The organism is Gordonia sp. p3-SID1431 (genome assembly GCF_025143765.1).
In the GTDB taxonomy this organism is placed as follows: Bacteria; Actinomycetota; Actinomycetes; order Mycobacteriales; family Mycobacteriaceae; genus Gordonia; species Gordonia hongkongensis.
Map to the genome: position 1 here is coordinate 1 of NZ_JAMBDT010000055.1, position 13213 is coordinate 13213.

Annotated in this window: 13 protein-coding genes and 1 pseudogene; 6 read left to right on the top strand and 8 right to left on the bottom strand. The window is 63.6% G+C overall.

The features are described 5' to 3' along the window. Positions 1 to 418 precede the first annotated feature (418 nt). Positions 419 to 652 carry a nuclear transport factor 2 family protein gene (locus tag M4D77_RS23885; protein WP_396266587.1) on the top strand — a complete coding sequence of 78 codons (234 nt, stop codon included), beginning with the start codon at positions 419 to 421 and terminating at the stop codon, positions 650 to 652. Positions 653 to 712: 60 nt separating this feature from the next. Here M4D77_RS23885 and M4D77_RS14490 read toward each other — a convergent pair whose 3' ends face one another. From M4D77_RS14490 to M4D77_RS14505, 4 genes are all read right to left on the bottom strand, one after another. Further along, positions 713 to 1318, bottom strand: coding sequence for a trans-aconitate 2-methyltransferase (locus M4D77_RS14490; protein ID WP_259936507.1), 606 nt, complete (start codon positions 1316 to 1318; stop codon positions 713 to 715). 73 nt (positions 1319 to 1391) lie between these two features. Next, entirely contained in the window at positions 1392 to 1823 is a 432-nt protein-coding gene (locus tag M4D77_RS14495) for a hypothetical protein (RefSeq protein ID WP_259936508.1), read from the bottom strand. A 239-nt stretch (positions 1824 to 2062) separates the two neighbouring features. After that, complete coding sequence (locus M4D77_RS14500) at positions 2063 to 2692, bottom strand: uracil-DNA glycosylase (protein WP_259936509.1); 630 nt, start codon at positions 2690 to 2692, stop codon at positions 2063 to 2065. Positions 2693 to 2702: 10 nt separating this feature from the next. Further along, positions 2703 to 3995, bottom strand: a complete 1293-nt coding sequence (locus M4D77_RS14505; protein WP_259936510.1) for a hypothetical protein — start codon at positions 3993 to 3995, stop codon at positions 2703 to 2705. 227 nt (positions 3996 to 4222) lie between these two features. Between M4D77_RS14505 and M4D77_RS23800 the strand changes: the two genes are divergently transcribed. Together M4D77_RS23800 and M4D77_RS14510 are read left to right on the top strand one after the other, a co-directional pair. Further along, on the top strand, positions 4223 to 4672 hold the full coding sequence (locus tag M4D77_RS23800; RefSeq protein WP_311199323.1) for an exonuclease domain-containing protein: 450 nt from the start codon (positions 4223 to 4225) through the stop codon (positions 4670 to 4672). A 260-nt stretch (positions 4673 to 4932) separates the two neighbouring features. Continuing rightward, positions 4933 to 6093, top strand: a complete 1161-nt coding sequence (locus M4D77_RS14510; RefSeq protein ID WP_311199321.1) for a TerD family protein — start codon at positions 4933 to 4935, stop codon at positions 6091 to 6093. A gap of 188 nt (positions 6094 to 6281) precedes the next feature. Here the strand turns inward: M4D77_RS14510 and M4D77_RS14515 are convergent, their stop codons facing one another. Then, entirely contained in the window at positions 6282 to 6998 is a 717-nt protein-coding gene (locus M4D77_RS14515) for a DUF3558 domain-containing protein (protein ID WP_311199322.1), read from the bottom strand. A gap of 668 nt (positions 6999 to 7666) precedes the next feature. Here M4D77_RS14515 and M4D77_RS14520 point away from each other — a divergent pair. The 3 genes from M4D77_RS14520 to M4D77_RS14530 are packed head-to-tail and all read left to right on the top strand — an operon-like array spanning position 7667 to position 10131. Further along, positions 7667 to 8059, top strand: coding sequence for an SseB family protein (locus M4D77_RS14520; protein ID WP_065630037.1), 393 nt, complete (start codon positions 7667 to 7669; stop codon positions 8057 to 8059). Further along, on the top strand, positions 8056 to 8700 hold the full coding sequence (locus tag M4D77_RS14525) for an ESX-1 secretion-associated protein (RefSeq protein WP_259936512.1): 645 nt from the start codon (positions 8056 to 8058) through the stop codon (positions 8698 to 8700). The genes M4D77_RS14520 and M4D77_RS14525 overlap by 4 nt, the downstream gene beginning before the upstream one ends. Beyond that, on the top strand, positions 8701 to 10131 hold the full coding sequence (locus M4D77_RS14530) for a putative T7SS-secreted protein (protein WP_259936529.1): 1431 nt from the start codon (positions 8701 to 8703) through the stop codon (positions 10129 to 10131). A 754-nt stretch (positions 10132 to 10885) separates the two neighbouring features. Here M4D77_RS14530 and M4D77_RS14535 read toward each other — a convergent pair. The 3 genes and pseudogenes from M4D77_RS14535 to M4D77_RS14545 all read right to left on the bottom strand — a co-directional run. Continuing rightward, positions 10886 to 11023: pseudogene (locus M4D77_RS14535) on the bottom strand (IS3 family transposase); the annotation flags it as partial. A gap of 12 nt (positions 11024 to 11035) precedes the next feature. Continuing rightward, positions 11036 to 11167 (bottom strand): hypothetical protein, encoded by a 132-nt coding sequence (locus M4D77_RS14540; RefSeq protein ID WP_259936514.1) that lies wholly within the window; start codon positions 11165 to 11167, stop codon positions 11036 to 11038. Between the two features lie 171 nt (positions 11168 to 11338). After that, a complete protein-coding gene (locus tag M4D77_RS14545) occupies positions 11339 to 13201 on the bottom strand; it encodes a hypothetical protein (protein WP_259936515.1) in 1863 nt (620 codons plus the stop codon). Positions 13202 to 13213 lie beyond the last annotated feature (12 nt).

The following is a 13213-nucleotide window of genomic DNA, read 5'->3' on the forward strand; positions in this document are numbered from 1 at the left end:
TAGCCGAAATAGAACAGTGGATCCAGGAATTCCCGGCGAGAGGACTCGCGACCTGGACGCGCAACCGGGATAAGCCGCTTCGCTGGGACGCAGAGACGGAGGACTCCGAACGCACATGGACACCAACAAGTCTCGCTAAGCACGTTGTAATGATGGCAACTAATGAGGTCCGAGACGCGATCCCAGGCGGAGACGTCTGGTTCTACCGCGATAAGAGCTTGATTACGCTTGCCCGAGAGGTCTCCTCGTAGATGCAGTTGGGTCTGCACGCCGCGTCTCCGCAACAGCACGACGACCGGCACGCGCTAAACGCGTATTCAATCCGCAACGCCTAGCTAGGTTGTAGTGCTACAGAAGGGTCCTCCATCACGCTGGGAGTAGGTCTTCCACTCGAACATCGCTGATCTACCGGCGATCTGTGACTCTCCGTCGCGCGCGGAAAGCCGAGGCGGCCTACGACACGGGGTCTGCGGCCGGCGAGGGCGGTGCAGATTCTGCGGCTCGAATAGTCGCTGCGATCAAGCGACTTGAGTACCGCTACTGGCGAGCGTCGGATGCTAAAGACGTGACCGCGTTTCGCGACTGCTTCGTCCGCGCCGGCGCACAGATCGACTACGGGCCCGTGGGAACTTTCGGCGGTACCGCCGGCTGATTCGCCTGTGTTCAGGGCTCTTGACGGTTAGTGCACCTGATGCCGGCCAGTTGCTGCGTTCTACGCGGTCCGCAAGACCGCCACAAGGAACTCCGACTCGTCGGTGAACGGGCGAACGTCCCAGGACTCCAAGAGCAGGTCCTGAGCGAAGCCGGCGGTGGCTGCGTTCTCGAGGAACTCGTCGAACGCGTAGTCCCGGCCGGCGCCGAACCCGATCACCGCGCGGCCGTCGTCGCGCAGATGTTTGCGCAATCGCTCGAGGACGGTGACACGGGTGCTTGGCGCGAGGAACGCCATCACGTTGCCGGCCGAGACGATCAGGTCGAACGGTTTGTCGATGCCGCGGGCGGGGAGATCGAGTTCGGCGAGGTCGTTCACCAGCCATCGCGGGCCCGGATGGTCTTCGTCGGCGGCCTGGATGAGGACCGGGTCGACGTCGACGCCGACGACATCGTGTCCGACCTCGGCGAGGTACCCGCCCACCCGTCCCGGACCACACCCGGCGTCGAGGATGCGGGACCCGCGCGACGCCATCGTGTCGATGAGCCGGGCCTCGCCGACCAGGTCGTTGCCATCACGAGCGAGGGCGCGGAAGCGTTCGACGTACCAGCTCGAGTGGTTGGGATCTTCGGCGGACTTCTGCATCCAGATGCTCTGTTCGACCATGCCCGCATTCTGCCAAACGCGCCGGAATCATCGACCGTGCCGAAACGCAGCGGGGCGTTAGCCGACTGTCAGGTCACTTCTGGCGGAAGTGCGGCGCTGAACGCGGATGCCAAAGGAGACACAGTACGGCGACTTCGATGACCAACAGCAGGACGTCGAGCGTGCTGGTCACTGACCTGTCATAGGTTGCTACGGACGTGATCCCGGAGACGATGCCTACTGCGCCGATGACGGTGGCCGCCACACGTGCCCAGCGGAAACCGCGCAGGTTGGCGTACGCAAGCAGTAGCCAGAGTCCGGCAAGTGCGAGGCAGGACGCGACGATCAAACCGGTCGCGACGTTGGTCCCGGTCTCGCTCGCGACATCTAGTGCGTCAGAGCTCCGATAAGTCGATCCGTCACTGAGGCGAACGGACTGCCGCAGACGTGCTTCCTCCCTGACTGCGTCGACCAACGAGAGCGCGTGGAACATGCCGATGAGCTGGATGCTCGCTCCGGTGATCATCAGTCCGGTAGCTAGCCACACCGTGGACGGCGTGGACCCGGAGCGTGTTCGCAACACTCGTTGCGCACCATGCGTGTCAGTCGTCATGCGATGACAGTAGGGCGGTTCGACGGCAGTGAGAGATTCTGTTGCACAGCGCATTGGCCCATGCTGGTCGGAACCGTGTGGGCGTCCCGAAGCTACGACTGCACGCCGGTGGCGGAACGTCACCGCAGTCCTCATCCGTTCCAGGTGGGTGCTCAGGCCAGCATGAGTCTCGTCGATACGTCGGCTATCGCGGCTTCGAACCGCTCGCGCCCGCCCGCGGTGTTCAAGCCGCGCATCGAACAGTGCGGAATCTTGCCTGCCGGCACGTAGATGCCGGCGCGCGTGATGGATGCACGACGCCAACCATCGCGAGCGGAACCACCGAGAAGCAGGACGATCTCGAGATTCGGGAGCAGGTTCACCACTTCCCGGGTCCAACGGGCCCCGCGCGCCCGCTCCGCCGGGGTCGATCCGCCGTTCTTCACACCGGCAACCGGGAACGGCACCACATTCCAGTGCACGACATCGTCCCAGTCGACTCCGTGGCGGGCATACGCCTCGCGGCAGTTCCGCGCGGTCCGGTCATTGTTGTCCAAACTCAAAAGGCCCGAGCCGCTGGTCGATTCGGCCTTGGTCGACGGGTTGTCCAGTAGCACGAGCATCCGAGCGTTGACACCGCCCGTGTCGGGGTCAACGTAGGGCACCTCACCTCGACGTAGGCCTTCGGTGTCGGCTACCCGATCTGCGAGTTCGTTGAGTGGCGCTACGTGGGGTTCCCGAATCCGCGCCATCTTCGCCGCGACCACGTTGGGGTCCGCGTTGCGTCCGTTCACCGGCCCCATCGTTGAACCCCTACGAGGCGATCGCAGGAAAGACGATCACCGAACCGTCCTTCTCCTGGACCATGTCGATGGTGACCTCCGACTGCCGTCCGGCAATCTGCACCGTCTGCCCGAGATCGCGCAGTCGACGCGTTGTGTTCAGCAGTTTGTCCACCTCGCCGGAGGAGAACATGATGTCGCGGATGCCGTGAGACCGGTCAAGTTGCAGCGCTGACAGGCGGAGGAGAACGCCATCCAGGCGGCGATCGAGTGCCTCGATGTCGTGCTGCTCCTTGTGCAGCATCGCAGCGAAGCGTTCGAACGGGTTTCCTTCCGACAGCTGCGCGTGCTCGACAGCCTGGAGCACGATGACACGCCGCTTCATCGCGATGGCGAGCTGGGCGAGCTCGACGTGGACGTAGAACTCGCTGTCTGCGGCCTCAACACCTGGGATCGCCTTCGCGAGGTGGTTCAGTTCGACCTTGTCAGTGTCGAACGCTTGTAACGCTTTCTCCCACTTTTCGATTCGGGACCTGGCTTTCGTCACGGCGTTCTCGATCGCGAACACCGCGGAGTCCAGTCCCAGGGTCACCCCGATGCGCCCTTCGTCGAGAACGATCGAGGTCGCCTTCTGGATCGCGCCGCGGCATGCCTCCAACGCGTGTTGCTCGGACTCCAAATTGTCTGCAACAAGCTTCTCGAGTAGTTCGGTGATCCGTTCGAGGGTCTTTTGGCGCTGCTGGTCGGCGTATGCGCTGACACCCACAGCTACAGCCATCAAGACCAGCGGAGCGGCGACGGTCAGTGCACCGGCGCCGGCGGCGGCCACTCCGGCCGTCGTTGCCGAGCCTGTCGCGGCGCCGGCGGCAGCCGCCTTTCCCGCAGTCACAGGTACGAAGGACGCCTGCGCGGCGATCTTTGACCCGTTCGTGAGCGCGCTGTGCACTCCGCCCGCGACGCTCGACGACGCCATCGGCTTGACCATGCCGCCAGCTACCTGTGCCGCAACCTTGGTGGGTAGCACCATGCGGTAAAGCGTTTCGCCACCGTCCGTGACGACCTTGGGTGTCCGGCTGACAAGCTGCGACAATTGCTGAGCGAGCGGACTCACACCGTGCAGGTGGATACCCTGCGACCGGTCAAGCGAGTCCGGCGCTGTATGAGCCTCTAGCGTCGTCAAGGGCGTCTCGCTGAATTCAGCGAGCGCACGGCGAAGGCCCGCAAGCCTCTCAGGAGTCAGCGCCGTGTCGCTCAGGACAGCCGGGACGTCCGCCTCATCTGTGGCCAGCGTCCACACCGGTACCTGGACGAGCTCGTTGGACATCGGACCTCCATCTGCGTGGGAACGCACCGAATGTATCGGACAGGTCCGACACCGTCGCGGTTGGTCCGAACGGACTACAACGCCTCGCGTGCTGGATGGACACCCGTCACCAGGTCGCGGAAGCAGTAGGCCCGCAGACGAATCGAGTTCTGTGCCGAACCTGTGGTTCGAATCCACGGTTTACCTCCCGTCGGTTGGCCAACCGCTACAGTGACCGAGTTGTCCGGATGCGCCTTGCGCCCTGGGCCCGTCCGCTGGCCGAGGATCCGCCTGCCGGATGCACCAGTCGAGCTGTCGAATGCGGGGTTGCTGTGTCATCTGTAGGGCGAGGTTGGACGCTTGTCGACGTCGAGACGTCCGGATTGAGTTCGCGTCAGCACCGTGTACTCAGTTTGGCCGCGATCGCGTTGGACGCAAACGGACACGTTGTCGGCGAGTACTCGTCGTTGTTCAACCCCGGGTGCGATCCGGGTCCCGTTCACATCCATCGCCTTACGCGCGAGCGTCTCAACGGTTCGCCGACCTTTGACTCTGCAGTGGAGCACCTACGTGAACTGCTCGAAGGTCGGACGCTGGTTGCCCACAACCCGGTCTTCGACCACGGCTTCCTCGTCGAGGAGGCGCGACGAGCAGGGTTACTCTCCCGATCACTCATCGTTTGTGCACCATCACCTTGACGCGGCGGCTCCAATTGGACGTCCCCAACGCCAAACTCTCGACACTTGCTCAACACTGGTCGGTCCCACAACGAGCCGCCCACGACGCCGGCGATGACGTGCGAACCTTGCTGGAGGTGTTTCGACGGAGTACCGGTCTTGCAAGCACTTTGGGATTGCCACTGCCCGTCGTCGCGTGCGGTGCTGCGACTCGCGCGTATCCAGACAAGGTCACCAGAGTGCCTTGCCCGTGGACAGACCCCGGCCGTTATGACTCGGCTGTGGGACTGATCCAGGGCACCAAAGTCGTGATCACAGGACCGACGCATGCGCCTCGCCTCGAGCTGGCTCGTCGTCTGGCCGATGCAGGATTGGACGTGATGAACGCGGTGAGCGGCAAGACGGGGTTGCTAGTCGCCAATCCCGGGGCACCGGACAGCCGCAAGTTGCAGCGCGCCCAAAAACTGGGAATCCCATTGGTTGATGAAGCGACTGCGCTCTCGTTGTCCGAGCGCGTCGTGCCCGGCACACTGAAATCGGTTTCGGTGATAGAGGTCATTCCTTCGCCGCCCCGGACTCGCGGGACACCCCCGCGACGGGCGTCGAGTTCACTGCCATGGTCCGGTCGACGGGTTCTCGTGCTGGGAGGACACCACAGCGACGCGACGGCGGTGCGGGCACGCCTTGTCCAGCTTGGTGCTGTGCCCGCCATCAACTTGACGGCTGCAGTCACGCACGTTCTTGTTATGACTGGGGGAGAAGCCGACGGTCGCTTCTCGAAAGCGCGGGATCGGGGTCTCCCGGTCCTTGAGGCCCATCATGTCTCGAGTGTCGCTGTTACCAGCGACCCAGCAATAGCTGAACCGCAGGGCGTCGATGACGGCTGCCCGGAAGCGAGTTCCGCGCCGACTTCGTTGTCCGCTGGCGCCGTCGTCGACATTCCGCAGGGGTTCGATGGATTCACAGTCAACGTCGCGTGGACGTCTACGCACGGCAACTCGTCCCGCGGCCCCGAAGTCGACGTCGTCGCATTCGAGTTGGCGGGTGACGGGAGAGTCCCGTCAGACGATGAGTTCGTCTTCTACAACCAACCGGCCAGTCCAGATGGTGTCGCACGACTGTCGATCGACGGTGACCGCGAGCAAGGCCTGAGCATCGACCTCGCCGCGGCTTCAGACGAGATCGAGAAGATCACGATCGGAGCCGCAATCGACGGTGACGCAACCTTCGGGGATGTCGGCGCTATTTCTGTAACGGTTGACGCGGCCGAATTCACCTTCGCAAAAGCAGTTTTAGACGCCGCGACGACTGAACGGTCAATGATCATCGCGGAGATCTATCGACGTCACGGCCTCTGGCGCCTTCGCGCAGTCGGCCAGGGCTACGACGACGGCCTCGCCGAGTTCGCAGTTCGGCATGGGGTGGAGGTCGAGGAGGATTGACAGACTCGATCCGTACAGGTCGAGAAGGACGTTCGAGCGCCGATCCCCACGCCTCGCTGGCGCAGTGGAAGGAAGCGGTGATGCCCGCCGACCCAAAGCGATGATCGTGCGCGCGGCGCTCGAAGGCTGCCTTCAAGCATCCCGGCTTACCGTTGCCCGTTAGGGCGAATGACTCGGTGTGCCGAGAGTTAAACCGGTATCTCGGAAATAGTCGCTCGCAGGAAGTCCGTGGCTTCACGGCATACCGCTTCAGTTGCGGGACGGCGGAATCCCAATCTCGTCACCGAGGTAATGACTACGGCAGTACCGGACTGGACGTAGACGGTACATTCTCCCGCCATCATCGATTCGACGAGGACACGCCGCCCTTCGACCTCGATGTCGGGAAACCACGTGGTCCCCGCCCGATTCAGAGTTTTGTGCCCAGTGAGACCCTCGTTTGGACGCAAGATATTCGCGACAAATTGCGCAATCGACGAACGTCCATCCTCAATTAAAGTCCAATCACATCCCCGAACAGTCTGAAAGTCAGAAGCCGCGGCATCGCGCACTGACGATGGGTCCAATCCGAACTGCCGGACCACATCTACGGAGACTTCAGTGCACGGTTCGTAGGGGGAACCGTTGTTGTTGATGTTCCACCGATTTCTGAATTCAGTGACGAAGGGGAGGTTACGTCCCGATCCGTCGGTTTGTCGGATGCTCGGGGCCGAAGAAGAAGTAGCAGTCGGTCCCGGAGTCCCCGCTACCGGACCACCGTTCACCGTCGTGCAGCTTGTGCATGCGAGCACCAGTGCGATCGCACTCGCCGATGCCCATTTTCTGCGCGCTCTGAAACTAGACATCAAAAACCTGCGGCACCCTCGGTGTCTGCGGATTCGATCTCTGACGCAGCCAACCTGCATTGCGAGGCCAGACGGTTGGCCCTATCCGACCGAGACGAGATCTCGTCCGATAGCGAGGATATCGCGCGACGCAACCCCTCGTAGACTCCGAGCCCTTCCACGCAGTCGCCGAAGTAGTTTCCCTTCACCGCCCTGTTTAAGGTCAGTAGTGCAGTATCTAGCTCTGCCACAGCATCAGCCGCAACTGCCGCCCGTCGCTCCCACTGCGCTCTTTCCGAACGTAGGCGCGTGAGCTCACCGTGTGGGCTAACTGGCATTGGGGGAGCGTCGAATGTCGGCACTGTGCCGTCTGAGAACGGTGATGTCACGAAGCCCCCCCTTACGTCCAGGCGCCCACCTGCGCCCGACCCCGCGCAACAGATTAGCTCGCCTGGCGAATTTCGCCAGCCTATCGGACATGTTGTGGACGAGGGCACACGAGCGATCGGATCGAAACACAGCTGGTAGTTCCAATACCCGCGGAGTACGCATTCGGAGAACGGACAGTGGAGTCCGGTCCCCACGCTCACAGGACCGTGGTCCCACGCCGACCGCGGGGCCTCGGCACTGGGATCTTTGATGGTCGTACGGTCAGTTCCCCGCAGACCCTGTGGACACCACCGCGAGAACCCCAGCTTCATGATCTAGCATCAACCGGCACACGGTGATGACTGCGGGGGAGTCCGGTGATGACGACATATGTCGATGAGGTGCGCGCGTATTTGTCCGGTTTCGGCGATCCACCTCGGCTCTACGATGCCCTCCGCGATGCCACCCTCGCTGTCCCTCTCGACCTCCACGGACGCCTGTTCACGCTGGTGGAGGCCGGTATCCCCTGGATGCTGGCGTTCACGACGCCGGAACGCCTGCGTGACTTCGCCGAGCTCACCGACCGCGACCTGGACGAGGTCCGCTACCTCGACGTTCCCGGTCATGCGCTGATCGACCGAGTCCTCGACCAAGCCCCCGAACCCACCGGCCTCGTCGTCGATCCCGCGACGCCGTCGACGATGACGTTCCCGCCATCCCGCGAGCTGACACCGCACTGCTACTACGACGACGAGGGCAGGGTAGTCCGATGACTGAAAACCTGCACGTTGAGCCCTCGGCCCTCGACAAGGCCAGCGCCGGGATCAACGGCGTGATCGACGGACTCGCCGACACCGGCGTCGGATCGGACTACAGCGCGGCGCTCGGTCGCGGATACGGGGACCTCGACCTCGACGGCGGAACTATCGGACATGCCGACCCGAAGAGCGGACTCGAGGAGTACTGCGACCGCTGGGAATGGGGCGTTCGCGCGCTGGTCACCGGCGCAGCTGAGATCTCGAATGGACTCGGACTCGGAGCGAGCCACTACGAACGTGAGGAGAAGTGGGCGGGCGACCAGCTCAAGAACTTCACGATGGACGTGATCGGCGACCCGAGCCTTACCCCGGAAGACCTCAAGACCATGTCGTGGGGCGATCTGTGGGAGCACAACAAGAACGCAATCACCGACCCACAGTGGGCCCTGACGCCGGAAGAGATGCGGAAACACCAGGAGCTCGGTGAACAACTCCGAGGGATGGTGGTCGAGGACCTCGAGACCATCGGACGCCATTCGGTCGATCCGTCGTCGCTTGTCACCGACACGATCGACGGCTTCGAACGCGACGGGTTCACCGCCCCCTCACCGAGCACCGCCGAGAGCAAACCAGCTGACAAGCCGGAGACCAAGTAAGTGGGCCTGTTCGACGTCTTCGAGGGTGGCAAGGAGGTCGTCGGTGGACTCGTCGACGGCGCCACCGAGCTCCTCGGCGGCGGTTTGCGGGCCGTCGGCCTCGACAGTATTGCCACCAACGTCGAAGATCTTGGTGACGACGTCGCCAACTCGCTGGGCGCCATGCCCGACGAGAAGAATCTCGACGAGACCAAAGACCCCATGGAGCTGATCCTCGGCGACCCCGCCGGTATCACCGCTCTTGCCGACAAATTCACTGGTTTCGCCGGCAATTTCGTCGCGGCGGGTGAAGGGCTGCGCGGCATCTCGGTCGGCAACTGGTCCGGCACCGGCGCCGTGGAGTTTCGGGACGCATCCGGACGACAGGTTCCGCAGTGGTTCGCAGCGGGCGACGCCGCGTCCAAAGCCGCTGCAGCACTCGCTGGTTGGGCTGGCGTCGTCACCTTCGCGCAGCAGAAAGCCGCCGAAGCCGTGCGCATCTGGGAAGAGGGTGAGCGCAAACACGCCGAGTGGGTCACCAAGGCCAACATCTACAACGACGAACTCGACGACTACAAGCACGATCGACGCGACACCCCGCCGACACATCCCGGACCCGACCCCTGGCCCGGATACAAAGCCGAGGCGGAGCGAGTCCTCAAAGTCGGCCGCGACCACCGCAACTCGTCGGCCCCGGGCGTCAAGGCCGAGCTGAGCGATGCGGCGAACATGGCGCCGCCGATGCCGTCCGCGTTCGATCAGGCGCAAATGACGGCCAGCGACGTCGGGACCGCCGCGTTCACGAGCTTTACACACTTCGAGGCAGGTCTGATCGGGTCGGTCACCGAGGTTGTCAAGGGGCTCAACATGATGCTCCCGCAGAACCCGTACAACATCGCAAACCCCCACCAGTACATGCGCAACTCGGCGACCATGGTCACCGGGATCGTGCACCAGGTCGCCCATCCCGACGAGTTCGTCCGGAACTTCGCCGGATCCGGATGGTCCACGGATCCGTCCCAAGCGCTGGGCAACGTCATCGGCAACACGGTGATGATGATCGCGCCGGGGCCTAAGGGCGGCGGCCTGCTGACTGGGTTCACGAAAGTTGGCCGCAACGCACCGACCCCGTCACCGACTCCACACATCAACCCGACACCACGTCACCCAGGCGCCCCGCCCGCGTCACCACACCCGACGCCCGCGCCACACGGATCGTTGCCAGACACGCCTGGCGCCAGCCCCAGTGCCGACCTGCCTGGACGACAAGGTCCCGACCTCGCTGTCGACCACAATGCGCCTCCGGTCCCCAGAGCTGACGGTCCCGCGCCGGACGCTCCGGCCCCCGAATCACCGGCGCCCGGCGGCTCACCAAATCCGGCTCCCACTCCCGACGCCGGCACACCGTCGCCGGGCGCCGTCGACTCACCCGCCCAGTGGGGGAGCACCTGAATCACCCGCACCTCGCCCCGACGCCGCGCCAGGGGAGCAGCCCGTTGCCGGTGGGCCCATCGACGGCAACGGCCCGAGCGGACCTCACCCCGGCACCGCCGCCGAAACCCGAGCCCGGACCGACCCGCGGCGACACCACCACTCCCGCAGCCGCGTCGGGTGGTGAACACACTCCTGGCCAGTCCGGTCCGGCGCATAACACCGTCGACCGCGACGGCGCACCGAACCCCGCACACCACGAATCGGCGCCACCCAAGCCCGGTGAGCCCGTCGTCGACCGAAGCCCGATCCGGCACAACGAACCGATGAGCGGACACCCGCCGATTCCGACGAACCAGCAAGTCCGACAACACTTCACGCACGCCCCGACACCGGAGCGCCTGGCCCCCGTCCGATGCCGCCCGCGCATCCCGACACGCCGACTCGGCCCGACAGCGTCGACACCCCCACGCGTACGCCTGACCACACCGACACGCCCGCTCGCGGCACCGTTGCACCAGTCGCCGGGCACCATCCGGTCTCGACGCCACACACGACACCCGATGCCGCGCAACCGCACCCGTTCCGAGGGTGCTTGCGGGCGTGGGTGCGTAGCTGTGCACGCAGGCCAGCATCCGGGCGGGCCGGGGTGTGAGCCACCGGCACACGCCGGTAGGCAGATCGTGAAAGCCGAACTCCTGTGCACGCCATACGTTCTGATATGTTCTTCACATCTTTTAGCATGTCAATCGCGGCGCTTTTCGCAGTTGGGCTCTCAGAATCTTCCCTTGGCGATGTCCCGCAGCCCATCCTTCTCCAACTCAGCGTCGGCGAGCAGGCGCTTGAGCCGACCGTTCTGCTCGCGTAGCTCCTTGAGCTGCTCGGCCGCATCAGCGGCCATGCCGCCGTACTGGCGGCGCCAATTCTACAAGGTGGCTGCCGACACCTTGAGGTCGGCGGCGATCTCCTCGCCGCTCTTGCCCTCCGCCGCCAGTTCATCGGCTCGGCGCGACTTGCGAACGATGTCCTCGGTCGAGTGACGTTTGCGTCCCGCCATAATCCCTTTCGTCCCTTCTCCGCCCTCAACAGCGCAATTAGGACTCTAGGATCACCTAAACCGGTTGCCGGGAGACACGCCATCAGGAAGCGGCTATGAGTTGAAAGTGTCCTTAAGCTCGAATAGCCCTGACAATATATGGAGCTGATGTCTCAGCGTAACGATCGTGACTCAATGACAGCGAATGCACGCTGAGCCCGCGGGTTCAGACGCGAGTGGACATACGCGACATTCCGGACATACGTATCGACTTGCTGAGGTTCGTGCCCAGCATGGCGATGACAGCGCGTCTTGCCCGTAGATGCGCTCGACCCATCCCGGCCCGCTGATCTCCGGGTTGGGCGGCGTGCCGACGGGTTCGACGATCGGAATTCTGGCCTGACAGTTGCCGCAGCGCTCATGTCCCCACCGGGTCTCGCAGGACTGGCATTCGACGTTGAACACGTCACCGCTACGCTGAAGTCGGCGTAAGTCCGCGGTAACAGAGCACACCGGGCAGCTCAGTAGAGGCAGGAGCGAACTCGTCGCGATGTCGAACGAATTCTGTAGTTGCGAGATGTGGTCGCCGAAGTCCCTCTGCCAACCTGTTCCGCGGCCTGCGACTACAAGATCGCGCACGATCCGTTCAAGTCGTGACTGTTCAGCGGTCACGAGTGGGCGCCGCAGTTTCAGCGTGTTGCCGGAACGATGAAAGAGCGGTGAAAGATGCACCTCGCCGATGTTTTCGGCAGCGATGTGGTCTACCAGGCGGAGTGGCATCGGTTGGTCGCCTGACGTGAGTGGCGGGGGGTATGCGACCAAAGGCGGCACCCGGATCGCGAGTGCGACACCTCGCGCGATGCGTTCCAAACTGGTTATCTCAAGAGGCGAGACCGGTACTCCGGTCAGAAGATTCCCCAGCTCCGGAGCATCGTCGTTGGCGGACGACATTGCTTGAGCCACGGAATGGTTGGGGTTGCTGACGACGTTCGTAGACGACGCGAGGAAGGCGACAATTGTCGGACGTTCCGCGGCGCCCTGCAGCTCACTCCATCTCTGATCGACTGTGGTGTGGTCGTCACGGGGGCTAACTGCGTCGAGCATTGGAACGATTCGGGTCGTAAAGCCATGACAGCCGAGCGTGATTGACCCGTCAACTCCGCGTGTCAAGGCGGCGTCCCCCCAGATACCCTGTAGTTCAGCGGTTTCACCGATCCCGGGCAGCGTGTCTGAGCGTGGCTTGTAGCCAAGGTCATCAAGAGCGCGGATTACGAGGCCCAGCACGTAGTGGTCGAACGCCACATGGCGGATCGCAAGTCGCTCTTTTTTTGCAGATTGTGTCTCTGACGCGGTCTCCGGGCGTTCATAAGCGGACCACACTTCGCCCGCGGCCCGGTAGTGACGGTCGTTGTTGACGACGTTTGTGCGCCGGAGACTGCGTTGCCCGGTCGTGTGGCCGCGAAGGAGCCGCGAGAGAGTGGCGCCCCGCAGCGACTGGACCCACGCTGCGAGCTTCTCGAGCGACTCCAGCGTTTTCGTGGCGTCGCGGTGTGATTCGGCGGCTTTAGATCCGTCGTCACCCCAGAACGAGTACAGCCGTTCGGTCCTCTGGTGAGTGCCCACGTGCTGGGACTGGGTCAGGTCTGACAGGTTCGATACGAGTCGGCGAAGTTTGCGGATTCTTGCAGTGAGCGCTGAGGACAGCACTGGGTGAATCAGTTCAGTGACCATGCGGTTTTCGTAGAGGTCCGCATCCTCCTCGCGAGTTACTGCCAGCGCGCGGCGCGGTACCGGCCCGGCAAGTGTTCTTGCGGCCCAGTCCTCGGTGTGGCCGGCAAGGCGTTGGATGGAACGTCTGGCGGGTCGCTTGACTCGCGAGACTGGAACGAGTTCGGATCGTTCGCCGAGTCGAGTAACGAAGCGCTCGGTGATGTAGGCGATTGATGGCAATCGTTCAGCGAGGAGCTTCTCTCGTTGCTCAAGGTCGATGCTCTCGTCGTCGTGGCCCGAAAGTAGTGGGGCGTCGAGAAGCGTCGTCCAGGAAAGAGACGCCACTGCGGTAGTGAG

Bases quoted from the DNA above. Each gene is read 5' to 3' on its own strand.
- M4D77_RS14490 (WP_259936507.1), bottom strand. From the start codon at position 1,318: ATGGTCGAACAGAGCATCTGGATGCAGAAGTCCGCCGAAGATCCCAAC.
- M4D77_RS14495 (WP_259936508.1), bottom strand. From the start codon at position 1,823: ATGATCACCGGAGCGAGCATCCAGCTCATCGGCATGTTCCACGCGCTC.
- M4D77_RS14500 (WP_259936509.1), bottom strand. From the start codon at position 2,692: ATGGGGCCGGTGAACGGACGCAACGCGGACCCCAACGTGGTCGCGGCG.
- M4D77_RS14505 (WP_259936510.1), bottom strand. From the start codon at position 3,995: ATGTCCAACGAGCTCGTCCAGGTACCGGTGTGGACGCTGGCCACAGAT.
- M4D77_RS23800 (WP_311199323.1), top strand. From the start codon at position 4,223: ATGCGCCTTGCGCCCTGGGCCCGTCCGCTGGCCGAGGATCCGCCTGCC.
- M4D77_RS14515 (WP_311199322.1), bottom strand. From the start codon at position 6,998: ATGCAGGTTGGCTGCGTCAGAGATCGAATCCGCAGACACCGAGGGTGC.
- M4D77_RS14520 (WP_065630037.1), top strand. From the start codon at position 7,667: ATGACGACATATGTCGATGAGGTGCGCGCGTATTTGTCCGGTTTCGGC.
- M4D77_RS14525 (WP_259936512.1), top strand. From the start codon at position 8,056: ATGACTGAAAACCTGCACGTTGAGCCCTCGGCCCTCGACAAGGCCAGC.
- M4D77_RS14540 (WP_259936514.1), bottom strand. From the start codon at position 11,167: ATGGCGGGACGCAAACGTCACTCGACCGAGGACATCGTTCGCAAGTCG.